Below are 26233 nucleotides of genomic sequence, written 5' to 3' on the forward strand. Positions count from 1 at the left end.
AAGAAAAGCGGGATCCCGGATCAAGTCCGGGGTGACGAAGCTGTAATGGCAAGAATCCACCCTTTCCCGACTTTGAGGCGTCCTTCTCTCCCGCGCAATAAAATGCCCCAAGGGTCTGGCCGTTTCGCTGGTTAATGGTTACATGGGCCGCCACGAATCCCCCAGCGATTGCGCTTTCCCCCGGCCGATCGCACAGCAGAAAGTGGCTTTCACATGGATATCCGCCTTGGCCTCACCTTTGACGACGTGCTGTTGCAGCCCGCCGAATCCGATGTGCTGCCCAGCCAGGCAGACACCAGCACCCATGTGACGAAGCAGATCAAGCTCAACATCCCGATCCTCTCGTCCGCCATGGACACGGTGACGGAGGCGGACATGGCGATCGTCATGGCGCAGCTGGGCGGGATCGGCGTCCTGCACCGCAACCTGTCGGTCGAGGAGCAGGCGGACGCGGTCCGCGCAGTCAAGCGCTTCGAAAGCGGCATGGTGGTCAATCCCATCACCATCACCCCCAATGCAACGCTGGCCGATGCGCAGATGCTGATGGGACGCCACAGGATCAGCGGCATTCCGGTGGTTGAGGCTTCGGGCAAGCTCGTCGGCATCGTGACCAATCGGGACGTGCGTTTCGCGGAAAATCCGGCCCAGCCGGTCAGCGAACTCATGACCCACGACAATCTCGCCACGGTAAAGACCGGCGTGGGACAGGATGAAGCGATGCGCCTCCTCCACCAGCGCCGGATCGAAAAGCTGCTGGTGGTGGACGACAGCTATCATTGCGTCGGCCTCATCACCGTCAAGGATATCGAAAAAGCAGTCACCTATCCGCAGGCGACCAAGGACGGATCGGGCCGCCTGCGCGTCGCTGCCGCTTCGACCGTGGGCGACAAGGGGCTGGAGCGCAGCAAGGCGCTGATCGACGCGGAATGCGATCTGATCGTCATCGACACGGCGCATGGCCACAGCAAGCAGGTGGCTGTCGCGGTGGAAGCGGTGAAGAAGCTGTCCAACCATGTTCAGGTCGTGGCCGGCAACGTCGCCACGGCGGAGGCGACCAAGGCGCTGATCGACGCGGGCGCCGACTGCGTGAAGGTCGGCATCGGGCCGGGCTCGATCTGCACCACCCGCGTCGTCGCGGGCGTGGGCGTGCCGCAGCTGACCGCCGTCATGGATTCGGCCAATGAAGCCGCCAAGCAGGGCGTCCCGGTGATCGCGGACGGCGGCCTGCGCACCTCGGGCGACGTGGCGAAGGCGCTGGCGGCGGGTGCGGGCTGCGTCATGGTCGGATCGCTGCTGGCGGGCACAGCGGAAGCACCGGGCGAAACCTTCCTCTATCAGGGTCGCGCCTATAAGAGCTATCGCGGCATGGGCAGCGTCGGCGCCATGGCGCGGGGGTCTGCGGACCGCTATTTCCAGGCCGATATCAAGGACCAGATGAAGCTGGTGCCCGAAGGAATCGAGGGCCAGGTGCCGTTCAAGGGCCCGGCCAAGGATGTCATCCACCAGCTGGTGGGCGGCGTGAAGGCGGCGATGGGCTATACCGGCAGCCGCACGATCAAGGATCTTCAGGAGCGCGCCCGCTTTGTCCAGATCACCAATGCCGGGCTGTCGGAAAGCCATGTGCATGACGTGACGATCACGCGCGAGGCGCCCAACTATCCCACGCGCTAAAGGCGCCCTGTCGTGACGCCAGCCGCGCGGGTGCAGGCCGCCATCGAACTGCTGGACGCCATCATCGCCTCGATGCGCGATGGCGGACCGGCGGCGGACACGTTGATCGCGCGCTATTTCAAGGAGCGGCGCTATGCCGGATCGCGCGACCGGCGGGCGGTGCGCGACCATGTCTACGACGCCGTGCGCCGGGTGGCGGAGCGGCCCGCGAGCGGACGCGCGGCCATGGTCGGGCTGGCGCGGGATCGGGCGGATCTGGCCGCGCTGTTCGACGGATCGGTGCATGGTCCAGCGCCGATTTCCGATGACGAAGCGGGCGCGCCGGCCGGGGTCGTCCCCGACTGGATCAAGCCGTTGCTGGCGGCGCCGGTGGAGCAGGAAGCCTTGCTCGGCCGAGCGCCGGTCGACCTGCGCGTCAATCGGCTCAAGGCTGATCCCGACAAGGTGGCGCCGCTTTACCCTGACGCGATCAGACTGTCCGGCCTGCCCGACGCGCTGCGCCTGCCCGAAGGCGCGCCTGTCGAGCAGAGCGACCCCTGGAAATGGGGTCAGGTCGAGGTGCAGGATGCCGGGAGCCAGATGATCTCCGCCGCCTGCGACGTGCAGCCGGGCATGACCGTCATCGACCTGTGCGCCGGGGCGGGGGGCAAGACGCTGGCTCTGGCGGCGGCGATGGCGGGCAAGGGGACATTGATCGCCGCCGATACCATTCGCTCGCGGCTGGCGCGGCTCGATCCGCGCGCGGAGCGGGCCGGGGCGACCTTCATCGAGACGCTGCTGCTGGATCAGGGGCATGAGGCGGGGGCGCTGGAAAGCCTGACGGGCCGCGCCGATGTCGTGCTGGTCGACGCGCCCTGTTCGGGCACGGGCACCTGGCGGCGCAATCCGGAGGCGCGCTGGCGGCTCACGCCGGCGCGGCTGGACCGGCTGGCCGCGGAACAGGCGCGCATCCTGGATTTCGCTGCGCCCTTGCTGGCACCGGGCGGCGCATTGGTCTATGCTATCTGCGCGCTGACGGACCGGGAGGGGCGGGATCAGGTGCGGGGATTTCTGGATCGGCATGACGGCTGGGCGGTCGAAAGGATGGAAGCGGCAATGGCGCGCGTGCATGGTGACGGGCTGCTGCTGACGCCGGGCCATGACGGCACCGATGGCTTCTATTTCGCGCGGTTGCGGCGAAGGACATGAAAGAGTCGATGGACAAGCCTGCGCAAAATCGCGACACTTGTCCCAAATCAACGCCTGAAACATGGCTGGAGTTGTGCATGCGTTTTACCCCTGCCTCGATCGCATTGGCTGTGTTGCTGACCACCGTTTCCAGCGTGGGGCTGACGCAGCGGCCGGATTCGCAGATTTCGCCGCTGTCGATCGAATGGCAGAAAGCGGGCGAGGTGGCGCGCAAGGCCGGCAATTATCAGGGCGCGACCGATGCGCTGGAAAGCGCGCTGGCGGTCGATCCGCGCAACCGCACCGCCTATATCGAGCTGGCGCAGGTCGCGCGGGCACAGGGCTTGCAGGGCAAGGCGATCCGCCTCTATCGCGAAGCGCTGCTGCTGGAGCCCAATGACGTGGCCGCGCTGGTGGGGCAGGGCGAGGCGATGGTTGAAAAGGGCGCGATCGCCAAGGCCAGGGAAAATCTCGCCCAGGCTCAGGGCCTGTGCAAGGCGAACTGCGCGGCGGTGGGCCAACTGGCGACGGCGATCGAGAAAGGCCCGACGGCGACGGTGTTGAGCGCGAAGGATGCGGTGCCCACGCCCAAGGCAGCGGCGATGGAGACGCCCTGACGATCTGGGGCAGGGCATGTTTTTGGTGAGGTGAAGTCCCGCTGCCTGCGTGGGAGCATGGTTGGGGGTGTAAATGGGCATTCGGTCAATAAGCGTAGCGTGCTCCTGCGAAGGCAGGAGCCCAGTTCAGGCGTTGCAATGATGAGGCGAGGGCGGAACTGGGTTCCTGCCTTCGCAGGAACACGGCGCCTATTAAGGAATGCTCAGGCAAGCCAACTGTCCGCTCACCACCCCGAACCGGAATCCCGATAAATTCTAAAAGCGGCGCGAAATGCCGATATAGACTTCCGCGTCGGGGGTGGCGCGGTTGAGGCCGAGATTGGCGCCGGCGTCCAGCATGACGGTTCCGGCAGGTTTGAAGGCGAGCGAAACGGAACTGAGGGCCTGCGTTGAGGGATCATCGGGGTCGCGGTCGCGAATGATCTGCATTTCCAGCGAGGCGTTCCACTTTTCACCAAGATCGGCGGACAATCCGCCCGCGCTGCCATAGGCAAGATGGCGGCCGTGGCCGTTTCCATCGGCGGCGGCGTCGATTTCCGGCGTGGCGATCAGGCTGAGGCTCTCGCTCAGGGCATAGCTGAACGGCAGTTGGAAGGAGGCGCTCCAGCTGCCGTCGCTGACGGCGTGGCTGCCCGTCGGCAGGGTGATCGCCGGCGCGATTGCCAGCGATAGCGCGTCGCCAGCCGGGTTGAGCAGGGCGTGCTTGAGGCCAAGGCTGAGGTCGCCGATGCCGGAAATATGGTTGCGTCCGCCGCCAAGGCGGTCGAGATCACGCCGCCAGCTGTAGCTCGCCCAACTGGCGCGGATTTCCGTGCGGTTGTCCAGGCCGTAGCGCAATTCGGCGTCGCCCAGCGTGATGGTGGTCGATCGCCGCTCCGCCGTCTGGTCCCGGGTGACGTCGACCAGGCCCATTTCGATCTGGAAATGCCCCTTGTCCACTATGCAGGGCGGGGTGTCGAGGCCGGGGCGTTCGGGACAAAGATCGCGCAACTGCGCATGGGCGGTCGCGGGGAAGAGGGCGAGGCTGAGGAGGAGCAGAGCGATTCTTGCGGTCATGCGGTCCTTATCTTCGGTCAGGATTGGCCCATGATCCGCGCCACTTCGACAAATTCCTCGACGCTCACCGTTTCGGCGCGGCGCTGCGGATCGATGCCGACCGTTTCCAGCGCGTCCAGCGCGCCGGGCAGGCCCTTCAGGCTCTGGCGCAGCATCTTGCGGCGTTGGCCAAAGGCGGCGGCGGTCAGGCGTTCAAGATGCTTCAACTGCACGCCTTCGGGGGCGGGCCTGGGGGTGATGTGGACGACCGCCGACATGACCTTGGGCGGCGGCGTGAACGCGCTGCGGTGGACCTTCATCGCGATGCGGGCGTCGCTGCGCCATTGGGACAGCACGGCCAGGCGGCCATAATGGTCGCCGCCCGGTTTGGCCGCGATCCGTTCGGCGACCTCCATCTGGAACATCAGCGTCAGGGTGGACCACCAGGGGAGCGGGGACCAGTCTGACGAGAGCCAGCCGATCAGTAGCGCGGTGCCGACATTATAGGGCAGGTTGGCGATGACATGCGCGCCTTCGCCCGCCTCGGCGCGGGCATCGACCTGCATCGCGTCGCCGGAAATGACGCGGAGCTGGCCGGGAAAGGCTTCGTCCAGTTCGGCGAGGGCAGGCAGGCAGCGACGGTCGCGCTCGACAGCGACCAGCTTCGCGCCGGCGCGCAGGATCGCGCGGGTCAGGCCGCCGGGGCCGGGGCCGACTTCGAAAGCAGGCTGATCCTTCAACGCGCCGGGGATGGCGGCGATGCGGTCCAGCAATTGCTCGTCCAGCAGGAAATTCTGGCCAAGCGCCTTGCTCGCCTGCAATCCGTGGGCGGCGATGACGTCTCGGAGTGGGGGAAGCTTGGGACGGGTTTCAGCAGCCATGGGTCAGCCGGGCGCGGGAGGCTTCGGCGGCCATCCTGATCGCGGCCATCATCGCGCCGGGATTGGCGCAGTCCTTGCCGGCAATGCCGAAGGCGGTGCCATGATCGGGGGACGTGCGCACGATCGGCAGGCCCAGGGTGATGTTGACGCCCTCGTCGAAATTGAGCGTCTTGATCGGGATCAGCGCCTGATCGTGGTACATGCACAGGGCCGCGTCATAGGTTTCGCGGGCGCGGGCATGGAACATGCCGTCGGCGGCCAGCGGACCGATAATGTCGTAGCCTTCCGCCTGAAGCGATTCCACGGCCGGGCGGATGATGTCGATTTCCTCGCGGCCCAGGGCGCCGCCTTCACCCGCATGGGGGTTGAGGCCGGCGACGGCCAGACGCGGCCGGCCGATGCCGAAATTGCGCTGGAGCCCCTTGGCGGTGGTGATGGCGCGGGCGCGGATCAGGTCGATCGTCAGCACCGATGGCACATCCGCCAGCGGGATATGGATGGTGATCGGCACGACCTTCAGCGACGGTCCCGCCAGCATCATCACGGCGTTATGCGGCGCGACGCCGCAACGTTCGGCGATGAATTCGGTCTGCCCCGGATGGGTGAAGCCGACGCCGTAAAGCTGTTCCTTGCCCACCGGCGCCGTGACGATTCCCGCCGCAGAGCCGCTGCGGGCAAGGCCGACCGCGACTTCCAGCGCCTGGAACGCCGTGCGCGCGCCGTCGATGCTGGGCGCGCCGGGGGTGATGTCGCCAGCCTCGGCCACTTGCAGGCAGGGGAGCGCGCTGTCGAACATCGCAGCGGCTTCCTCCGGCGTGCTGACCGTCTCGACCGGGCCGGTCCACACTTTGCGCAGCGACGCGGCATCGCCCACCGCGAAGAAGGGCAGCAGGCCGCGCGCCTCCCGCATGACCCAGCTTTTGGCGACGATTTCCGGCCCAATGCCCGCCGGATCGCCGAGAGAGACGGCGAAGGGCGCCAGCGGCCGAGCCGCCATCGGGGCCGAGGGGTCAGTTATAGTCGATGACGGCATCGCGGCGAAGATCGCGCAGATAGATGCGCGCGCGCTTGTTGACCCGTTCTTCCTCCATTTGCGCCATGATCTGTTCGGCATTGGGCGCAGCGGCGGCGCTGGCTTCGTCGCGGCCGCAGACGACCAGCACGCGCACGCCGTCGTTGATCGATCCGAAGGGCGGCGTCGCCTCACCCACCTGGAGGTTCAGGAGGATGTCCTGCAACTGCGGCGGCAGGTCGCGCAGCTTCACATTGTCATTGTCGACCACGTCGGCGCCGATCCTGCCGCCCAGTTCATTGGCCTGGCCGCAGCCCTTGACCGCCTTGACCTGCGCGGCGAAGGCAGCGGCCTTCGCGCTCGCCTGTTCCTTGGTCGTGCCGGCGGGGAAGCTGACGGAAAGCTGTTTCAGGCTCAAAAGCGCGTCGCGCGGATCGGCGGTCAGCACCTTGCGCTTGTCCATCACATAGATGATCGACACGCCGCCGGGTACGCTGATGGGACCGGCGATCTGGCCGACCTGCATCTCGTTCGCCGCCTGCGCCAGTTCTTCGGGCAACTGGGCGGGGCGGACCCAGCCCAGATCGCCGCCGACCGCCGCCGTGGAGGCTTCGGAGAATTGCCGCGCATAGGCCGCGAAGCTGCCGCCCTGCTTGATCTGTTCTATGATGTTGCGGGCGTTGGCGGTGATCTGCTGCTGGTTTTCCGGCGTCGCCGACAGGTAGATCTCACCGATGCGGAACTCGTCGCTGCCCTTGGCCGCGTTCATGCGGTCGACCACCGACTTCACCTCATCCTCCGACACGTTGACGAAGGGCTGGATGTTGCGGCGGAGCAGGCGGCTCCAGGCCAGTTCGCCCTCGATCTGGCGCTTGATGCTGGCGGACGAGCTGCCCTGGGTGCGCAGATATTGGTCGAACTGCGACGGGGACTGGCGGAAATTGGCCGCGACCCGCTCATAGCTCTGGTCGATCTCGGCCTTGTCGACCTTGATATCGTTGGCGGCGGCTTCCTGAATCTGGAGCGTCTCGTCGATCAGGTTGCGCAGCACCTGCACGCGCAGCCGCTCCTTCTCCTCGTCCGACACCTTGCCGCCATTGGCGGTGATGATGAGGGCCAGGCGCTGGTCGACGTCCGTGCCGGTGATGATGCGGCCGTTGACGATGGCGGTCGCCTTGCGGACATTGGGGTCGCTCTTGCCGAAGATGGTCACGTCCTTGGGCAGGTTGAGCTGCTGGGTCGCGACATTGTCATCGTCATTGACCGTCTGGGCGACACTTCCGGTGATGCCGGTGGCCAGCAGGGCCGACGACAGAAGCAGGGTACGCAGGCCCCTGAAGGCCGTGCCGCCAATGCGGGAAAACGGGGGAACGACAGGCTGCATCGTCGACAAAACTCTCCAATCGGTTCGGCACGAGATGCACCGATCCGCCTTAACCGGTCCTGAGCAGGAAGCGGGAAGGCTGATCCTTATATGCCAATATTGCGAAAAGCCAGCCGAAGCTGGAAGCTGTTGCCCTTTCGTGCGTCACCCAGCACCTGATAGTCGCGCCGCCAGGTGAGGCCGAGCGTCAGGCAGTCATCCTCATAGGCGACACCCAGCCGATGGCGCACCGGCTCATAGCCGTCCGCGACCGACAGGGGATCTTCCTTCGCATCGGTCAGGTCGATGACGGTCGAGCCGAAGACCGACCAGAAGCGCGCGAACTGGACACGGCCGCCCAGGCGCAATTCCTCGCGATCCTGCAAATCCTCCAGAGAGAGGTTCGCATTGCGGTTGAGGCGCAGATAGCCCACCGTCGCATAGGTCTTGCGGCTGCCGATGGTCGCGTCGATCTCATTGCGGCGGATGGACAGATTATCCTTGTCGACGCGGAAGCGGTGGGTGAAGCTGATGAAATCCTTGTAACGCACCGTCGTGCGGCCGACGATATCGGACAGGCGGTCAGACAGGCCGGTGCCGTCCGGCAGGATGCTTTCGCGGCTGTTCAGACGATAGCTTTGCCCGACCACGCTCTCCAGCGAGAAATCGGGCAGCGACAGGCTATATTCCAGACCATAGGTGACGCGCGTCGAATCCTCGAACCGGTCATAGCCCGAGAAGCGGTTGAGCGCGAAGAGGTTGCTGTCCTCCAGATCGATCGCGCGGGCGTCCTCGTTGGGGACGGAGAGATTGGCGATCCTGGGCGCCGCCACGATCTGGACGCGCGGGGCGATCCGCTGCACCCCGCCAAATGCCTCGCCCATGAAGGGCCAGCGCACGTCGATGGCGGCGGCCGCGATGCCACGCGCCTTCCATCCCGGATCGCCCGCATAGCTGGCCACGCTGGTCAGCAGATTGTCGCTGCTGTGATAGACGTCGCCGCGCAGATAGGTGGTGAAGGTCACTTCCTGGCCCATCGGGGTCAGCTTGCGCAGATTCCATTCGAAGGCGGCGAAGGCGCGCTGCGTATCCTGCCCATGGGTGCGGGTGATCGCCAGGCTGTTGGCCTGCAACTGCACCACGCCGCCCAGCACCGGGTCCTTCATCCGCAGGCGATAATCGATCACTGGCAGCGCGATCGGCATCTGCCCCTGCGAATCGCCGGTGCGCAGCGTCTGCACGGCCCAGCCGGCGATCGAGAAATAGCTGTTCTCGCCGATTCGCTGGGCGTTCAGGGTCGAGCGCAGCCGGTCGTCGCGGCTGATGTCGTAGCGGCGCAGGAAGGTGCGATCGGTCGTGGCGCGAATCGAACCGTTGATGCTCCATTCCGGCGTCAGTTGCAGCCCCCCGCTGGCGTCCAGATAGCCGCGGAAATCCTTTTCCGATCCCGCCGGGGGGGTGGAGGATGAACTGCTGGTCGCGAGGCGGCTGCCATAGGTGGCATAGCCGGTGATCTGATAGGCGCCCCGATCCCACAAATGCCGGTAGTTCGTCTCCAGCATCGGCAGCGCGTCGGTATAGATGTGCGGCGTGACGGTGATGTCGCGATTGGGCGCGATCTTCATATAATAGGGCAGCGCGACCTCGAACCCGTTGGTGCGGTCATAGCGCAGGTTCGGCACCAGCAGGCCGCTGCCGCCATTGTCGCCCACCGGATGGGAAAAGCCGGGCATCGGAATCAGCGGCAGGCCGAACAGCTCGATACTGGCATTGGTATATTTGACGCGGGCCTTCACCGGATCATAGACGACCTTCACCGCCTTGATCTGCCAGGTCGGCTCCTTGGGGCAGCCATTGTGATCCTCGACCACGCAGCCGGTATAGGCGGCCTTGTGCAGCGTATAGACGCCGCCCTTGCGCTCGCCATTGGCGGCGGCCAGCCGCCCGCCCGATTGCAGCACCAGCAGCATGTTCTGGACCATGCCGTCCTGAAGGGAATCGGTGACGTCAAAGCGGTCGCCATAGGCGATATTGCCTTCCGGGTCGGTCACGGAGACGTTTCCGGTCGCCTCCACCTTGCCGCTATTGCGGTTCCACACCACCTTGTCGGCGCGCAGCCGGTTGCCTTCCCGCAGCAGTTGCACATTGCCGCTGGCGGTCACGATTTCGCTGTCGCTGTCATATTCCAGCGCATCGGCGGCAAAGCCGATCTGCTCGTCACTTTCCGGCACCGGAGCGTCGGGCGCGCTGATCGTGGTCTGCGGCGTGGCAAGGTCCTGCGCGGCGGCCTGGGCGATCATGGACGGCATCAGCGCCAGGCATGGAAGAGCGGCGCCGGCGGCAAGGGCTTGTTTAAGACGCAAGGGGAAAGGGCTATTCTGCAAGGGGATGGGGCCTCTTTGACGGGGCGCTTCGTTTCCCGCCTATCGCATTGCTTTGTCTGCGCTGCAATCGTCTGGGCCAAGAGTTTTGCCCGAAAATCGGTCGAACGGCTTTGCCAGACAGGGTAAGCCGCACTATCTGGGCGTTGAAGATATAACGCCTCGCAGAAAATAAAGGACCCTTGATGGAAATCGCGTTCAGCCCGATCCGTCCCGATGCCGATACTTTGGTCTTCGCCGTGCCCAAGGGCGGCTTCGACGCGCTGCCGCTGGCCGCCGCGCCGGTGCTGGCGGCGGGGGCAGCCGCGGCGCGCTTCGCCGGAGAGGCGGGGTCGAGCTTCGAAAGCTTCGTGGAAGAGGGCGGCAAGGTGCTGCGCGTGGTGCTGGTCGGCACCGGCGCGGGCAGCGACGCCGATTATGAGCGCGCGGGCGGCGCGCTGACGGCGCGGCTGGCGACCAGCGGCGCCACCCATGCGGCGGTCGAGTTCTTCGGCGGGGCAAGTGGCGGACAGGCGGCGCAACTGGCCTTCGGCGCCTTGCTGCGTGGATGGCGGATCGACAGCTATCGCACGCGCCAGCCGGAGAAGGCGAAGCCGACGCTGAAGCAGATCACGCTGGTGTCGAGCGATGGCGGGGCGGCGTGGGAACGCCAGGCTGCCGTGGCGGCGGGCGTGGCCTTCACCCGCGAGCTGGTGTCGGAGCCGGCGAACATCCTCTATCCTGAAAGCTTCGTCGAACGCTGCCAGCATCTGGAAGAACTGGGCGTGAAGATCACCGTGCTCGACAAGGCGGCGATGACCGATCTGGGCATGGGGTCGCTGCTGGGCGTGGCGCAGGGATCGGTACGGGAGCCGCGCCTGCTGGCGATGGAATGGGACGGCACGGGCGGCACGACCGAAAAGCCGCTGGTCTTCGTCGGCAAGGGGGTGACCTTCGACACCGGCGGCATTTCCCTGAAGCCCGGCGCGGGCATGGAGGACATGAAGTGGGACATGGGCGGCGCGGGCGCGGTCGCGGGCGCGATCAAGGCGCTGGCCGGACGCAGGGCGAAGGTCCGCGTCGTCGGCATTTGCGGGCTGGTCGAAAACATGCCCGACGGCAATGCGCAGCGGCCGGGCGACATCGTCACATCCATGTCGGGCCAGACGATCGAGGTCATCAACACCGATGCCGAAGGCCGTCTGGTGCTGTGTGACGTCATCACCTGGGCGCAGAAGACCTATGCGCCGGAGGTCGTCATCGACCTCGCCACGCTGACCGGGGCGATGATCGTCTCGCTCGGCCATGAATATGCGGGCATCTTCGCCAATGACGATGAACTGGCCGACGACCTGATCGCGGCGGGCAAGGCGGCGGGCGACCCGCTGTGGCGCTTCCCGCTGGGCGACGCCTATAACAAGCTGATCGACAGCCCGATCGCCGACATGAAGAATATGGGCGCGCGCTACGGCGGGTCGATCACGGCGGCGCAGTTCATCAAGCGTTTCGTCGATGATGGCGTGAAATGGGCGCATCTCGACATTGCCGGCATGGTCTGGGCCGACAAGCCCGGCGCGACCTGGGACAAGGGTGCGACCGGCTATGGCGTGCGGCTGCTCGACCGCTATGTGGCGGACAAGTTCGAAAGCTGATGCCAGCTAGCCCGATCCAGGTCGATTTCTACCAGCTGAGCCGCGATCCGGTGGAACAGGTGCTGCCCGCGATCGCGGGCCGCATCCTCGACATGGGCGCGCGGCTGCTGGTGGTAGCGCAGGAACCGGATCGGCTGGAGCGGATATCCGCCGGGCTTTGGGCCGGACCGCCGGAGAGCTTCCTGGCGCACGGCAAGGCGGGCGAGGGCGCCGAGTCGGTGCAGCCGGTGCTGCTGGCGGCGGATTGCGTCGCCGTTAATGGGGCACGGCATATCGCATTGGCGGACGGCATCTGGCGCGAGGAGGCGCTCGATTTCGAGCGCGCTTTCTATTTCTTCGATGCGCAAACCATAGAGGGCGCGCGGGCAAGCTGGCGCGATCTGTCGAAACGAGAGGATGTGACCCCGCGTTTCTGGCGGCAGGACGCGCGCAAATGGGTTCAGGGGCCGTAAATCAGCCCCCCTTGCAGACGCCATCGGCCCGGTCTAAAGGGCGCGCCATCTTATCCCAAACAATCTGGAGCTTTTGAGCCTCATGGCCCTTACCCGCACCTTTTCGATCATCAAGCCCGACGCGACCCGTCGCAACCTGACGGGCGCCGTGACGCAGAAGCTGGAAGAAGCGGGCCTGCGGGTCGTCGCCTCCAAGCGCATCCTCATGAGCCGCGAACAGGCCGAAGGCTTCTACGCCGTGCACAAGGAACGCCCCTTCTTCGCCGATCTGGTCGCTTTCATGATCTCCGGCCCGGTGGTCGTGCAGGTTCTGGAAGGCGAAGACGCCGTGAAGCGCAACCGCGACATCATGGGCGCCACCAACCCGGCCAATGCCGATGAGGGCACCATCCGCAAGGACTATGCCGAATCGATCGAGGCCAATTCGGTCCACGGTTCGGACAGCGAGGAAAATGCCGCGATCGAGATCGCCTATTTCTTCAAGGCGGACGAAATCGTCGGCTGATCCTGAGCGACAGTTTTGGAAAAAGGGCCGGGGGCGAAAAGCCTGCCGGCCCTTTTTTTGGGTGCTTTTGGCCATTTGTGGACATTGAGCGCGCCGTGCTCCTGCGAAGGCAGGAGCCCAGTTCGGATTTTGCTGTGACGAAGTGAGGGCGGGACTGGGTTCCTGCCTGCGCAGGAACACGGTGCGCTTCAAGGAATGCTCAGCTAGGCCGACCGTCCGCCTTCCACCCAAAGACCAACATCATCCGCTTTTCCCTGTCCTACAGCCCCCACATTCCGCTAAGCGGCCGACGGCTCTTTGAACGGCCCTGCGGCCAATAGGAAAAACTGGAAAAGGCCGCTTCGCCGCCTTTTTATCGTGTCACCTTTGTCACCCTGTTCACAATGTCTGCGGTGGTGCCTCGAAGCGGTCGATCACCCATTCCTCCGCCTGGGCCCCGCCGATCCATTCCTGCATCCAGACATGGTTGATGACGGCGCGCATATAGGCTTCGGCAAAGCGGGCGACGGGCAACTGATAGGTGATGAAGCGCGTCACCACCGGCGCGAACATCACGTCGACCGCGCCGAACTCCCCGAACAGGAAGTCCCCTGTCCCACCATAACGCGCGCGGGCCTGCGCCCAGAGCTGCATGATCCGCGCGATATCCTGCGCCACCGGTTCCGAAGGCGGCACCGATTCGTAGATCTGGCGGATGTTCATGCTGTGCTCGCGGCGCAGCGCGGCGAAGCTCGAATGCATTTCCGCCGCCATCGACCGGGCCATGGCGCGGGCCGCGGCGTCGGCGGGCCAGAATGTGTCGCCGCCCGACTTTTCATTCAGATATTCGATGATCGCCAGGCTGTCCCAGACGACGGTTTCATCGCCGTCCCAGAGAATCGGCACCTTGCCCGAAGAGGGCGCGAATTCGTCGCCCTCCCGCCGCTTTTCCCAGGCCTCGTCATAAAGCGGGACCACCACTTCCTCGAACGGCAGGCCGGAAAGCTTGCACGCCAGCCAGCCGCGCAGCGACCAGCTCGAATAGGCCTTGTTGCCAATAAACAGCTTCATCATGCCTCAGGTCTTTAGACGGGGGAGGGAAGGGAAGTCGAGAGGATCGCGACCATGGCTCCTTCTGTCGAACAGCAATTGTTTTGGTGGCGATAAATTTCCAATCCAAAAGGGGGCTGGCTGGCGGGCAGTTTGGCCCCTAGAGATGTCTACCAAATTACTCATAGAGGGCTTGGGGCGGAATATGGATTGGTTGCACGCGATCGCGGGCCTGTTTGTCGGCCTGATGGTCGGCATGACCGGAGTGGGCGGGGGGTCGCTGATGGCGCCGATCCTGATTCTGCTGTTCGGCGTCGCGCCCACCACGGCGGTCGGCACGGACCTGTGGTTCGCCTCCATCACCAAGGCGGTCGGCGGCGCGGTGCATCACCATCATGGCGGCACCGATGGCGGGCCGGATTATGAGGTGGTGAAGCGCCTGATGGTCGGCAGCATCCCTGCATCGCTGGTGGTGCTGGCGATCCTGTCGCAAATGCATGTCGGCCAGATCAAGACCGGCCTGATCACCGCCGGGCTGGGCGCGGTGCTGATGGCCACGGCGGTCGCCACCCTGCTGCGCGGGCGTTTCCATAAATGGGCGCTGGAACGCCGGGTCGGGACGGCCGACCGCTTCACGCGCTGGCAACCGGCGCTGACCGTTGCCGCGGGGGCCTTGCTGGGCGCGATGGTGACGCTGACGTCCGTGGGGGCGGGTGCGATCGGCGCGACGCTGCTGCTGGCGCTTTATCCGCTGCGCATGCGGATGCAGCGGCTGGTGGCGACCGATATCGTCCATGCCGTGCCGCTCACGCTGGTGGCAGGGCTGGGTCATTTGTGGATCGGAAACGTCAATACGCTGTTGCTGGCCAACCTGCTGATGGGATCGCTGCCGGGCATCGTGATCGGATCGCTGCTGGCCACGCGCACGTCGGATCGCGTGTTGCAGCCCCTGCTGGCGGCCGTGCTGGTGGTGGTGGGGTGGCGCCTGATCGCCTGATCGGCGCAAAAGCTGGAGGCCCGAGCCGGAATCGAACCGGCGTGCACGGATTTGCAGTCCGCTGCGTCACCACTCCGCCATCGGGCCTCGGCGTGGGTGGCCGCAGATGTGCGGCTTTTGGTGCAAAGTCAAGCGGCGCTATGATAATGTCGCGCAAGATTCTGGCGATGATGCGTGCAAAGCCGCTTGGCGTGGCCTGTCCGCTGATTTAGAGGTCCGATTATGTATTTGCTGTATTGCTATATTAATACAGCCATGCCAATCGAGGAATTGTCGTGACCGAGCAGAATTATTCATCGATGCGGACCGCTATGGTCGAAAGCCAGCTTCGCACCAGCGATGTGGATGATCAGCGCGTGATCGCGGCGATGGCGCATGTCGCGCGTGAAGATTTCGTGCCGGCCGAGCGGCGCGCTATGACCTATGTTGACCGGCCTATCCCCCTGGCCGGGGGCCGTGCGCTCAACCCGCCGCTGGTGACGGGCCGCCTGCTCAAGGAAGCGCAGCTTGTCCAGGGTGACAAGGTGCTGCTGATCGGCGCTGCCACCGGTTACAGCGCGGCGTTGCTGACGGCGCTGGGCGCGCAGGTGACGGCGGTCGAGGAAGAAGACGGGGCGGAGATCGCCGTCCCCGGCGTGACCGTGGTTCGCGGTTCGCTGAAGGCCGGAGCGGCTGCCGGTGGGCCTTATGACGTGCTGTTCATTGACGGCGCCGTGGAGGAAGTGCCCGCCGCGCTCGTTCAGCAGCTGGCCGATGGCGCGCGGGTGGTGACGGGTATCGTGGAGCGCGGCGTCACGCGTTTGTGCAGCGGTCGGGTGGTGTCGGGCGTGCTGGGCCTTGCCAGCCTCGCCGATCTGGAAATGGTTGTGCTTCCGGGCTTTGCCGCGCCGGAGCGATTTGTGTTCTGACGAACCGATTGGGGGGGACATGACGGCAAAAAATCAGCTTTCGGGGCGTTGCGCCCTTTTCCTTTTGCTGTCGATGTCCGCTGCCATGGCAGGCGTGGCCCAGGCGGAGACGTTGCAGGGGGCGCTGGCCAAGGCTTACCGCTCCAATCCGACGCTGACCGGCGCGCGTGCCGGGCAAAGGGCGACGGATGAAGGCGTGCCGATCCAGAAGGCGGCGGGGCGGCCCAATATCGGCGCCAATGCACAGTTTCAGGAACTGGTGGTGCGGCCATCGAACCAGTTTCTGGCACCGCACCGGTCGGCCAATGCGACCGGCAGCATCGATGTCCCCATTTATCAGGGCGGCGCCGTCCGCAACAGTGTGAAGGCAGCGAAAACCCGTGTCGCGGCGGGTCAGGCGGACTTGCGCGGCACGGAAGCGAGCGTGTTTTCGCAGGTGGTCGCCGCCTATCTGGACGTGATCCGCGACAGCGCGGTGGTGGCATTGAACCAGGCCAATGTGAAGGCGCTGGAGGTCAACCTGCAAGCGACGGGCGACCGGTTCGAGGTGGGCGATGTGACCCGCACCGACGTTGCGCAGTCCGAGTCGCGGCTGGCGCTGGCTCGATCCAATCTCCAGACGGCCGAAGCCAATCTGATCGCCAGCCGGGAAAATTATATCGCACTGGTGGGGGAGGTGCCCGACGCGCTGCAACCGCCCCCCGCGCTACCGGGGCTGCCCGCGACGCCCGAGGCGGCGGTGCAGGTGGCGTTGGCCGACAATCCCGACATTCTGGCCGCAAGGAAGATCCGCGAGGCGACCCGATATGATGTCAGGGTGGCGAAGGCGGGCGTTTTGCCCACGCTGTCGGCATTCAGCCAGGGCAGTTACACCGATTATCTGGACAAGGACATCGCCGCCAACAAGCAGGTGGCGGTGGGCGCGACGCTGACCGTGCCCTTTTATCAGGGCGGCCGTCCGGGAGCGCAGGTGCGGCAGCGGCAGGCGCTCGAATCGCAGGCGATGGAGCAGGAAATCGAGGTCGAGCGCGGGGTAATCGCCCAGACGCGTTCGGCTTTTGCCAGCTGGCAGGCCTCGCTGGAGAGCATCCAGTCGAACCAGAAGGCGGTCGAGGCGGCGAACCTGTCGCTGGAAGGCGTGCGCGCGGAAAATTCGGTCGGCAGCCGGACCATCCTGGATATATTGAACGCCGAACAGGAAGCGGTGAACGCCAAGGTCCAGCTGGTGACGGCGCGGCGCAACGCTTATGTGGCGGGTTTCAGCCTGCTTGCGGCCATGGGTCATGCCGAAGCGGACGACCTGAACCTGAACGCGGGCGCGCTTTACGACCCGATGGTTAATTATGACCGGGTGAAGGGCAAATGGTTCGATTGGGATTTCGACCCCGCGCCGAGGGTGCAATCGACGCGAACCGTTGACTCGCCGGCGCAAAATGCCAATGTGGACCCCGGTTTGGCGCAGCCTTAACGCAAATTTAACCTCGGAAAGTGTTCCTTGGTTCTGCTATATAGCGTTAATGGCATGGAACAGGGGTTAATCATGGGCGACATGAGCAAGGAACCCTCGATGGAGGACATCCTCTCGTCCATCAAGCGGATCATCGCGGAAGAGGGTGAGGAGGTCGTGCAGACCCTGCCGCGCCGCGCGCGCGGTGAGGCAAAGGCGCAGCCTGCGCCTGCGCCCGTTACGGAGGCGGCGCCTGAGCCTGCCATCGATGAAGTGCTGGAACTGACCGACGAGATTGCCGCGGAGGAGCCCATGCCTGCCCATCGAACGTCCCGTGCGTCCCGGTCCGTGGTAGAGCAGGAGGACGCGTCCATCCTGTCGGTCGAGAGCGAGGTTGCGGCCCGGCATTCGCTGTCAGCCTTGTCCTCCATGCTGGTCACGCCCAGGGACGGCGAGGACAATACGTTGGACGGGCTGGTCCGGTCGATGCTGAAGCCGATGCTGAAGGAATGGCTCGACGCCCGGCTGCCGGCAATGGTCGAGGATATGGTGGCGAAGGAGATCGCCAGGATCACCAGTCGCTGAAGGCGATTCGCGCAGGCAAGGCGGACGATTGCTTGTCCTGCGAACGGATCAGGCTGATCTGAATCGGATTTCGGCCATGTTTGTTCTTTAATTACGCTTGCGTGGTTGATCCTTGCGAGCCGCTCAAGCGTTGCCTACACCTTCGTTTATGGCTGTCGACGCCATCCGCAAGCGCGCGGCGCGATCTGATTCAAGGGTGTTCATCCATGAAATATCTTCTGCACGGGGGACTTGGCGCTCTGGCCGTGGCCCAGATGATGCTGTCCGCTGCGCCCGCTGCTGCCCGGCCGTTCACGCCAAGCGATATGGTCGGCCTTGATCGCGTATCGGCGCCTGCTGTATCACCGGATGGGCAATGGCTGTCCTATCAGCTGCGCACGACCGATCTGGCCGGGAACAAGGGACGGACCGACCTGTATCTGCTCGATTTGAGCAAGGCGGGCGCGACGCCGCGCATGATCGCCTCGGTAGCGGACAAGAATGAAAGCGCGCCGGTTTTCTCCGCCGATGGGAAGTCGCTCTATTTTCTCTCCGATGATCAGCTGTGGCGCACGTCCCTCGCTGGCGGCAAGGCCGAGCAGGTGACGTCGGCGCCGGGCGGGATTTCAGGCTTTTTGCTCAGCCCGGCGGGTGATCGGGTGGCGCTATGGGCGGATCGGCCCGTGGGCGCGAAGGCGCTGGACGATACGAAGCCCGCGACGCTGCCCGGTGCCGGGACGGGGCGCGTTTATGAGCAGCTGTTCGCGCGGCATTGGGACACATGGGCAGACGGCCAGCGGTCGCAGATTTTCGTCATGCCGCTCAACGGGGGCAAGGCGGTGTCGGTCATGGGTGCGCTGATCGGCGACAGTCCGTCCAAGCCCTTTGGCGGGGCCGAGGAAATCGCCTGGAGCGCTGACGGCCAGACTGTGTTCTTCGCATTGCGGGAGGCCGGGCGGATTGAGTCGCTTTCGACCAATCTCAATATTTTCGCTGTTCCTGCGGATGGCAGCGCGGCGCCGGTCAATCTGACCGACGCCAATGACGCGACGGACACCATGCCCGCCGTGTCGCCCGATGGGGCATGGCTGGCCTATGCGGCGATGAAGCGGCCGGGCTATGAGAGCGACCGGCTGGTGCTGATGCTGCGCAATATCGTGAGCGGAGAGACGAAGGCGCTGACCGAAGGGTGGGACCGCTCCGTGGCTTCGATCGTCTGGGAAGCGGACGGGAAGAGCCTTCTGGTTACGGCCGACGATGTGCTGGACCATCCGGTGTTCCGGGTGGATGCGGCTTCGGGAAAGGTGACGCGGCTGACGCAGGCGGGCCATGCGGGCAGCGTGGTGCCGCTGCCCAAGGGCGGGTTCGTCTATGCGCTCGACAGCATTCAGGCGCCGGCTGATTTCTGGAAGATGCCGGGCGGCAAGGGCAAGCCCGTGCGCCTCACCAGCGTCAATGCCGGGAAGCTTGCCGGCGTCGATGACGTGTCGGTCCAGCGCTACAGCTTCAGGGGCGCCAATGGCGACACCGTCTGGGGGCAGATCGTCAAGCCCAAGGGGGCAACGGGCAAGCTGCCGGTGGCCTTGCTGGTCCATGGCGGGCCGCAGGGCAGCTTCAATGACAGCTGGTCCTTTCGCTGGAATCCCAAGGCTTTCGCAGGTCGCGGCTATGCGGCGGTGATCGTCGATTTCCACGGGAGCACCGGCTATGGGCAGGCGTTTGTCGACAGCATCAACCGGGATTGGGGCGGCAAGCCGTTGGAGGATCTGAAGCTGGGTCTGGCGGCGGCTGCGGCAAGGGACGCGCAGGTCGATGCAGGCAATGCCTGCGCGCTGGGGGCAAGCTATGGCGGCTATATGATGAACTGGATCGAGGGCAATTGGCCCGACGGGTTCCGGTGCATCGTCCAGCATGACGGCGTGTTCGACGCGCGCGCCATGGCTTATGAGACGGAAGAGCTATGGTTCGACGAGTGGGAGCATGGCGGGCCCTATTATGAAAGGGCGGAAGAGTTCGAGAAATGGAATCCCGTCAATCATGTGACCCTGTGGAAGACGCCGATGCTGGTCGTGACCGGCGAGAAGGATTTCCGTATTCCCTATACCCAGGGGCTGGCGGCCTTCACCGCGTTGCAGCGGCGCAATGTGCCCTCGAAACTGCTGGTGTTCCCGGACGAGAATCACTGGGTGTTGAAGCCGCGCAACTCGCTGCAATGGTATGATGAGGCGCTGGGCTGGCTGGACCGGTGGACGAAGAAATAAGGTTCGCATCGACATCGAACGTGCCCCTGCGAAGGCAGGAGCCCAGTTCCGATGGTGGTCAGTCAGGGCGAGGTCTGGACTGGACTCCTGCCTGCGCAGGAGTACGGCATTTCTGTATCGGAGCGGCCTTTTTCGTCTCTCAGGCGGCGGGAAGTTGACGCCGCCGCCGGCTTGCGTAAAGGCCAGCCCATGACCGAATTGCCCAAGACCTTCGACCCTGCCGATATCGAGTCCCGCTGGTACGCCCATTGGGAGGAAAAGGGCCTGTTCCGTCCGGAACGGCCCGATGCGGAACCCTTCACCATCGTTAACCCGCCGCCGAACGTGACGGGCAGCCTGCATATCGGCCATGCGCTGGACAACACGTTGCAGGATATCGTGATCCGCTATGAGCGGCTGCGCGGCAAGGATGCGCTGTGGGTGGTGGGCACCGACCATGCGGGCATCGCGACCCAGATGGTGGTCGAGCGGCAGATGGAGGCGCGGCAGGATAAGCGCACCAACTATACCCGCGAGCAATTCATCGAGAAGGTCTGGGAATGGAAGGCCGAGAGCGGCGGCGCGATCACGCGCCAGTTGCGGCGCCTTGGCTGTTCGATGGACTGGGCCAATGAGCGCTTCACCATGGATGAGGGCTTTTCCAAGGCCGTCATCAAGACGTTCGTGGAACTGCACCGACGCGGGCTGCTGTATCGCGACAAGCGGCTGGTGAACTGGGACCCGCGCTTCCGTTCGGCGATTTCGGACCTAGAGGTCGAGACGCAGGAAGTGAAGGGCGGTTTCTGGCATTTCCGCTACCCGCTGGCGGACGGCGTGAAGCTCGCCAATGGCGCGGATCATATCGTCGTCGCAACCACGCGGCCGGAGACGATGCTGGCGGACATGGCGGTCGCCGTGCATCCCGAAGACGCGCGCTACAGGGATGTCATCGGCAAGGATATCCTCCAGCCTATCACCGGGCGGCGGTTCAAGATTGTGGGCGATGACTATGCCGATCCCGAACTGGGGTCGGGCGCGGTCAAGATCACGCCGGGGCATGATTTCAACGACTTCGAAGTAGGCAAGCGAACGGGTTTCCGGCCGGCCGAAATGCTCAACATGCTCGACGCCGACGCCAATGTGATCCAGACCGCCGACGGCCTGATCCCGGAACGTTTCCTGGGCCTCCACCGCTTCAGGCGCGATGGCGTGGATGGTGCCCGCGAACTGGTCGTGGCGGAGATGAAGGCGCTGGGGATGCTGGTGCCGCATGTCTCGAAGAACAAGGATGGCGAGGAAGTCCTCTCCGACGCCGAACCGCGCACGATCCAGACGCCGTTCGGTGACCGTTCGGGCGTGGTGATCGAGCCGTGGCTGACCGACCAATGGTATGTCGACGCCGAGAAGCTGAGCGTCGCCCCCATGCAGGCGGTGCGCGACGGGCGGATCGAGATCGTGCCCAGGACGTGGGAAAAGACCTTCTTCAACTGGATGGAGAATATCCAGCCCTGGTGCGTGTCGCGCCAGCTCTGGTGGGGGCATCGGATTCCCGTTTGGTATGGGCCACAAATCAGCAAAGGCCGCTCAAATTATCAATTTGAGTATGAGCAACGAGGTGCTGTGGAGTTCGTTGCAATCGACCAAGCTTCGGCAATCGAGTTGGCGAAGGCGCATTACGCCGAAGCAAACAAAGAAATCGAGGTTTTTGATAGCTTCGAAGATGTGGTTCGCTGGGAAATGGCGTCGGGTTATACCGCAGATAAAGTTGCTATTTGGCGTGACTCTGACGTTCTCGACACCTGGTTCTCCTCCGCGCTCTGGCCTTTCGGCACGCTGGGCTGGCCGGAGCAGAGCGAGAAGCTGTCCCGCCACTATCCCAACGACCTCCTCATCTCCGGCTTCGACATCCTGTTCTTCTGGGATGCGCGCATGGCGATGCAGGGGATGGAGTTCATGGACGACGTGCCATGGCGCAAGCTCTACCTCCACGGGCTGGTGCGAGCGGCGGACGGGCAGAAAATGTCCAAGTCCAAGGGCAATGTCGTCGATCCGCTGGGCCTGATCGACAAGTTCGGCGCCGACGCGCTGCGCTTCTTCATGTCCGCCATGGAAAGCCAGGGCCGCGACGTGAAGATGGATGAGAAGCGCGTCGAGGGCTATCGCAACTTCGCGACCAAGCTGTGGAACGCGGCGCGCTTTCTGCAATCCAACGGCGTGACCGCCTCGACCGCGCATGAGGCGCCGCACGCGGAAGCCCCGGTCAACCGCTGGATTATCGCCGAGACGGTCGCGACGGTGCAGGCGATCGACACCGCCATGGCCGAACTGCGCTTCGACGCGGCGGCGAACGCCATCTATCACTTCGTCTGGGACCAGTTCTGCGACTGGTATATCGAACTGACCAAGGGTTCGATGGACGAGGAAACCCGCACTGTCGCTGGCTGGGCGTTCGACCAGATCCTCGTCATGCTCCATCCCTTCATGCCCTTCATCACCGAAGAGCTGTGGAACCTGACCGGCACGCGCGAGACGGAACTGATCGTCGCCCGCTGGCCGCAGGCGCTTTATGCCGTCGACGCGCAGGCGCAGGCCGAGATCGACTGGCTGATCCGCCTGATCGGCGCGATGCGCACGGCGCGCACCGAACTCAACGTGCCGCCCGGTGCGAAGCTGAAGCTGGTCGTGCGCGACGCGTCGGAGGAAAGCCGGCGCCGCATCGACCGTCAGGGCGCGGCGCTGGCGCGGCTGGGCCGGGTGGAAAGTCTGTCCTTCGGCGACAGCGTGGAAGGCGGCGCGGCGCAGATCGTCGTTGACGAGGCGACCTTCATCCTCCCGCTGGAAGGCGTGATCGACATCGCGGCTGAAAAGGCTCGTCTCGCCAAGGCGTTGTCGGCGGCGGAGAAGGAACGGGACTCCCTCTCCGGGCGTCTTTCCAATCCCAGCTTCGTCGAAAAGGCCAAGCCCGAAGCCGTCGCCAAGGCGCGCGAGGACCATGGCGAAAAGGCGGCGGAAGCGGAAAGGTTGAAGGCGGCTCTGGATCGGCTCGGTTGAGCGCCTGATCTCGAATCCCGGGGAGAGGGCGATGGAGGCTGGTGGACGCGGCACGAAGGATTTGACGCAGGGGCCGATCGCATCGGCCCTGCTGCTGTTCGCCATCCCGACGCTGGCGTCCAACATCCTCCAGTCCCTGAACGGATCGATCAACGCGATCTGGGTCGGACGTTTTCTGGGCGCGCAGGCGCTGGCGGCCACTGCCAATGCGAACATCACCATGTTCCTGATGTTCTCCATCGTCTTCGGTTTCGGCATGGCCTCCACCGTCATGATCGCGCAGGCGGTCGGACGGGGGGATATGGACGCAGCGCGTCGGGCCTTTGGTTCGGCCGTCGGCTTCTGCACCCTGCTGGGTCTGGTTGTCGCGACGGCGGGCTGGATCGGCGCGCCCGCGCTGTTGCGGCTGCTGGCGACCCCGGCGGAGGCGTTCGACCTTGCGCTGACCTATTTGCGGGTGATCTTCATCGCCATGCCGGCTTCCCTGCTGAGCGTCATGATGATGATGGGCCTGCGCGGGACAGGCGATGCCCGCACGCCGCTGATCTTCATGTTCGTCAGCGTGGGTGTCGATCTCGTCCTCAATCCGGTGCTGATCCTGGGTCTGGGCCCGATACCGGCGATGGGCATCGGCGGGTCGGCGGCTGCGACGGCGGCAGCGGGCTTCATCAGTCTGATCGGGCTTATTCTCTACGCCTATGCGAAGGACCTGCCGCTGCGGCTGCGCGGGCGGGAACTGGGCTATCTGCGTCCCATCCCGGATCAGATGCGCATATTGTTCGGCAAGGGCCTGCCCATGGGATTGCAGATGATCGTCATGTCGGCCTCTGGCCTGGTGATGATCGGATTGGTCAATCGGGAGGGTTTCCTCGTGACCGCGGCTTATGGCGCGGCGCAGCAGATCTGGACCTATCTCCAGATGCCGGCCATGGCGATGGGCGGGGCGGTCAGCGCCATGGCGGCGCAGAATATCGGCGCGGGGCGCTGGGACCGGATCAGCCGGATCACCGGCTATGGCATGGGTTATCTGCTGCTGATCACCGGGACGATGGTTGCAGTGATCCTGCTCTTCCATACGCCCCTGCTGTCGCTGTTCCTTGATCGCAACGAGGCAGCGATTCAGGCCGCATGGCACATGCAGCTGCTGGCGAGCTGGAGCTTCATGCTGTTCGGCTGCACCATGATCCTGTTCGGGGTGATGCGCGCCAACGGCGTGGTCGTGAAGCCGCTGCTGATTTTGATCTTCACCCTGTTTGTCGTGCGCATCGGCTTTTACCATCTGGGCTATCCGCATCTGGGCGCGGATGCCTTGTGGCTGAGCTTCCCGGCGGGGTCGGCCGCATCCTTCCTGCTGGCGGCCGCCGTCTATCTGCGGGGTGGCTGGCGCAAGGCGAAGCTGCTCGCCCCTGTCCATGAGGAAGAATGCCGCGAGAGCATCAATGCGGAAAGCGAACCCGCGGGCCGGATCGCGCCGGCGGGCTGAACGATGCCCTACCGCCCCTGACTGCGCCAGCGGGTGATGGTGCGGTCGAGAATTTCGGCTTCTCCGCCCGTCTGGCGCCAAAGGTCGGTGAAGCTCGGATCGCCCGAGGCCGGACGCCGTTCCTCCGCCAGATTGTCGAGCGCGACGCGGATCGGCACGGCGACGCCCTCGCCGCAGATGATCGCCTCCCGATTGCGCAGCGCCGGGATGGAATCGAGGAAGCCGCGCGCGCCTTCGGGCATGGCGGCCTTCACGAAGGCCTGGTCGCGGTCGTTGTTGAGGCGCATCGAGATGATCGTACCGCATTGCGACAGCACGCCTTCGGCAAGGTCCGACGGGCGTTGGGTGATGAGGCCCAGCGACACGCCATATTTGCGGCCTTCCTTGGCGATGCGTTCCAGGATGCGGCGCACGGCCTGACCGCCCCCGGTCGTGCTGCTGGGGATGTAGCGATGCGCCTCCTCGCAGACCAGCAGGATTGGCCGCTGCGGTTCGTCGCGCGCCCACAGGGCATAGTCGAACACAAGTCGGGAGAGCACCGACACGACGACCGAGGTGATATCGGACGGCATGGAGGACACGTCGATGATCGAGATCGGCTTGCCGCCCGAAGGCAGGCGGAAGATCTTGGCGAGAAATTCCTGCATCGTATCCGCGACCAGCATGCCGGAGAACATGAAGCTGTAGCGCGGATCGCTCTTGATCTCGTCGATCTTGGTCTTGAGCCGCATATAGGGCAGCGATCCGGTGCCCTTGTCCAGCTTCCCCATCTCGTTCTGGAGGATGTTGGTGAGGTCGGAGAGCAGATAGGGAACCGGCGAATCGACCGTCAGCCGCCCGATGCTCTCCGCCAGGCGATTTTTCGACCGCGCCGCGAGCAGGCATTTGGCAAGGATGTCGCAATCGACCGTCCGTTCGGAGCCCTCGGAAGTGACGAACACCTCGCAATGCTCCTCGAAATTCATCAGCCAATAGGGAAGGGCGAGGTTATTGACGTCATAAACCGCGCCATTTTGCCGGAAAGCCGCGCCATATTCGCCATGGGGATCGATCATCACGATATGGCCCTGCGGTGACAGGTCGCAGATGCGGTGAAGGATCAGCGCGGCGCTGGTCGACTTGCCCGTGCCGGTCGATCCCAGCAGCGCGAAATGCTTGCCCAGCATCGAATCGACATAGAGCGCGGCGCGGGTGTCGGCGGTGGGATAGACCGTGCCGATCTCCACATGCGGGCGGTCGTCGGCAGAATAGATCTGCTGCATGTCCTGGCTGGATACGGGATAGACTTCGGTGCCCGGCGTGGGATAGCGGGTGACGCCGCGGCGGAAGCGATAGATGCGCCCCGTCAGCTTTTCCTCATCGCCCTCGCCCAGAAAATCGATGTCGGCGATGATATGGCTGCTGTCGCGCCTGTCCATCGTCATGGCCCGCACGCTGGCGATCAGCCAGACATTGCCGACCCGCATCTTCACCTGGGCGCCGACCTGTCCCGCCATGGCGGTGCAGGGGTCGGGATCATGCGCCAGTGCCGCGAGCCGCGCGGTGTCGATGATCAGCTGGGAACTGGACCCGGCAATCTGGAACACCATGCCCATGGCGTCGACCGAGGCGTGAAAGCCATGCGGCTGCGCGTCCGCAAAATGGTCCGCACCGTGCATATGGGTCATCAGCCTTTTCCCCTCGACCGGACGGGTTTCCGGCACGTCGGATCGATTTAACCAGCGACTGGTAAAGAATCTGCTTATTCCGGCCTGATAATGATGGAGCGGCCGACTATCCCGTGCCGCCATGGTCAGAGG

General features: G+C 64.7%; 20 protein-coding genes and 1 tRNA gene. 13 read left to right on the forward strand and 8 right to left on the reverse strand.

Features of this window, described 5'->3' with window-relative positions; genetic code table 11:
* Positions 1 to 213: 213 nt before the first annotated feature.
* From guaB to RUH75_RS15910, 3 genes are all read left to right on the forward strand, one after another.
* Complete coding sequence (gene guaB, locus RUH75_RS15900; protein ID WP_313807750.1) at positions 214 to 1671, forward strand: IMP dehydrogenase; 1458 nt, start codon at positions 214 to 216, stop codon at positions 1669 to 1671.
* 12 nt (positions 1672 to 1683) lie between these two features.
* The gene (locus tag RUH75_RS15905; protein ID WP_313807751.1) at positions 1684 to 2859 is read left to right on the forward strand and encodes an RsmB/NOP family class I SAM-dependent RNA methyltransferase; all 1176 of its coding nucleotides are present in this window, start codon (positions 1684 to 1686) and stop codon (positions 2857 to 2859) included.
* Between the two features lie 77 nt (positions 2860 to 2936).
* On the forward strand, positions 2937 to 3455 hold the full coding sequence (locus tag RUH75_RS15910; RefSeq protein WP_313807753.1) for a tetratricopeptide repeat protein: 519 nt from the start codon (positions 2937 to 2939) through the stop codon (positions 3453 to 3455).
* Between the two features lie 255 nt (positions 3456 to 3710).
* On the opposite strand, the gene RUH75_RS15915 is transcribed toward RUH75_RS15910, so the two are convergent.
* The 5 genes from RUH75_RS15915 to RUH75_RS15935 all read right to left on the reverse strand — a co-directional run bounded on the left by RUH75_RS15915 (position 3711) and on the right by RUH75_RS15935 (position 10130).
* A complete protein-coding gene (locus tag RUH75_RS15915) occupies positions 3711 to 4511 on the reverse strand; it encodes a transporter (protein ID WP_313807755.1) in 801 nt (266 codons plus the stop codon).
* Between the two features lie 17 nt (positions 4512 to 4528).
* Complete coding sequence (gene rsmA / locus RUH75_RS15920) at positions 4529 to 5371, reverse strand: 16S rRNA (adenine(1518)-N(6)/adenine(1519)-N(6))-dimethyltransferase RsmA (RefSeq protein ID WP_313807757.1); 843 nt, start codon at positions 5369 to 5371, stop codon at positions 4529 to 4531.
* A complete protein-coding gene (gene pdxA / locus RUH75_RS15925; RefSeq protein WP_313807759.1) occupies positions 5361 to 6404 on the reverse strand; it encodes a 4-hydroxythreonine-4-phosphate dehydrogenase PdxA in 1044 nt (347 codons plus the stop codon). The genes rsmA and pdxA overlap by 11 nt, the downstream gene beginning before the upstream one ends.
* Positions 6382 to 7767: a peptidylprolyl isomerase gene (locus tag RUH75_RS15930; RefSeq protein WP_313807762.1), complete on the reverse strand. Its 1386-nt coding sequence runs from the start codon at positions 7765 to 7767 to the stop codon at positions 6382 to 6384. Before RUH75_RS15930 ends, pdxA begins: the two co-directional genes overlap by 23 nt.
* 86 nt (positions 7768 to 7853) lie before the next feature.
* A complete protein-coding gene (locus RUH75_RS15935; protein ID WP_313807764.1) occupies positions 7854 to 10130 on the reverse strand; it encodes an LPS-assembly protein LptD in 2277 nt (758 codons plus the stop codon).
* A 182-nt stretch (positions 10131 to 10312) separates the two neighbouring features.
* On the opposite strand from RUH75_RS15935, the gene RUH75_RS15940 reads away from it, so the two are divergent.
* The 3 genes from RUH75_RS15940 to ndk all read left to right on the forward strand — a co-directional run bounded on the left by RUH75_RS15940 (position 10313) and on the right by ndk (position 12715).
* Positions 10313 to 11758: a leucyl aminopeptidase gene (locus RUH75_RS15940; RefSeq protein ID WP_313807766.1), complete on the forward strand. Its 1446-nt coding sequence runs from the start codon at positions 10313 to 10315 to the stop codon at positions 11756 to 11758.
* A gap of 14 nt (positions 11759 to 11772) precedes the next feature.
* Positions 11773 to 12210, forward strand: a complete 438-nt coding sequence (locus tag RUH75_RS15945) for a DNA polymerase III subunit chi (RefSeq protein ID WP_313807822.1) — start codon at positions 11773 to 11775, stop codon at positions 12208 to 12210.
* Between the two features lie 82 nt (positions 12211 to 12292).
* Positions 12293 to 12715 (forward strand): nucleoside-diphosphate kinase, encoded by a 423-nt coding sequence (ndk, locus tag RUH75_RS15950; protein ID WP_313807768.1) that lies wholly within the window; start codon positions 12293 to 12295, stop codon positions 12713 to 12715.
* Positions 12716 to 13093: 378 nt separating this feature from the next.
* On the opposite strand, the gene RUH75_RS15955 is transcribed toward ndk, so the two are convergent.
* A complete protein-coding gene (locus RUH75_RS15955) occupies positions 13094 to 13768 on the reverse strand; it encodes a glutathione S-transferase family protein (protein WP_313807770.1) in 675 nt (224 codons plus the stop codon).
* 181 nt (positions 13769 to 13949) lie between these two features.
* Here RUH75_RS15955 and RUH75_RS15960 point away from each other — a divergent pair, with 181 nt between their 5' ends.
* Positions 13950 to 14741: a sulfite exporter TauE/SafE family protein gene (locus RUH75_RS15960; RefSeq protein WP_313807772.1), complete on the forward strand. Its 792-nt coding sequence runs from the start codon at positions 13950 to 13952 to the stop codon at positions 14739 to 14741.
* A 13-nt stretch (positions 14742 to 14754) separates the two neighbouring features.
* Here RUH75_RS15960 and RUH75_RS15965 read toward each other — a convergent pair.
* A tRNA-Cys gene (locus RUH75_RS15965) sits at positions 14755 to 14828 on the reverse strand.
* Between the two features lie 188 nt (positions 14829 to 15016).
* Between RUH75_RS15965 and RUH75_RS15970 the strand changes: the two genes are divergently transcribed.
* The 6 genes from RUH75_RS15970 (at position 15017) to RUH75_RS15995 (ending at position 24434) form a co-directional block, all read left to right on the forward strand.
* Positions 15017 to 15649 carry a protein-L-isoaspartate O-methyltransferase gene (locus tag RUH75_RS15970; protein ID WP_313807774.1) on the forward strand — a complete coding sequence of 211 codons (633 nt, stop codon included), beginning with the start codon at positions 15017 to 15019 and terminating at the stop codon, positions 15647 to 15649.
* Between the two features lie 19 nt (positions 15650 to 15668).
* Complete coding sequence (locus tag RUH75_RS15975; RefSeq protein ID WP_313807776.1) at positions 15669 to 17117, forward strand: TolC family outer membrane protein; 1449 nt, start codon at positions 15669 to 15671, stop codon at positions 17115 to 17117.
* A 72-nt stretch (positions 17118 to 17189) separates the two neighbouring features.
* The gene (locus RUH75_RS15980) at positions 17190 to 17681 is read left to right on the forward strand and encodes a DUF2497 domain-containing protein (protein WP_313807778.1); all 492 of its coding nucleotides are present in this window, start codon (positions 17190 to 17192) and stop codon (positions 17679 to 17681) included.
* Positions 17682 to 17887: 206 nt separating this feature from the next.
* Positions 17888 to 19921 (forward strand): S9 family peptidase, encoded by a 2034-nt coding sequence (locus RUH75_RS15985; protein WP_313807780.1) that lies wholly within the window; start codon positions 17888 to 17890, stop codon positions 19919 to 19921.
* A gap of 189 nt (positions 19922 to 20110) precedes the next feature.
* Positions 20111 to 22951 carry a valine--tRNA ligase gene (locus RUH75_RS15990; RefSeq protein ID WP_313807782.1) on the forward strand — a complete coding sequence of 947 codons (2841 nt, stop codon included), beginning with the start codon at positions 20111 to 20113 and terminating at the stop codon, positions 22949 to 22951.
* 31 nt (positions 22952 to 22982) lie between these two features.
* A complete protein-coding gene (locus tag RUH75_RS15995; protein WP_313807784.1) occupies positions 22983 to 24434 on the forward strand; it encodes an MATE family efflux transporter in 1452 nt (483 codons plus the stop codon).
* Between the two features lie 8 nt (positions 24435 to 24442).
* Here the strand turns inward: RUH75_RS15995 and RUH75_RS16000 are convergent, their stop codons facing one another.
* Entirely contained in the window at positions 24443 to 26101 is a 1659-nt protein-coding gene (locus tag RUH75_RS16000) for an ATP-binding protein (RefSeq protein WP_313807786.1), read from the reverse strand.
* Between the last annotated feature and the right edge of the window lie 132 nt (positions 26102 to 26233).

The organism is Sphingobium sp. (assembly GCF_032153725.1).
Taxonomy (GTDB): Bacteria; Pseudomonadota; Alphaproteobacteria; order Sphingomonadales; family Sphingomonadaceae; genus Sphingobium.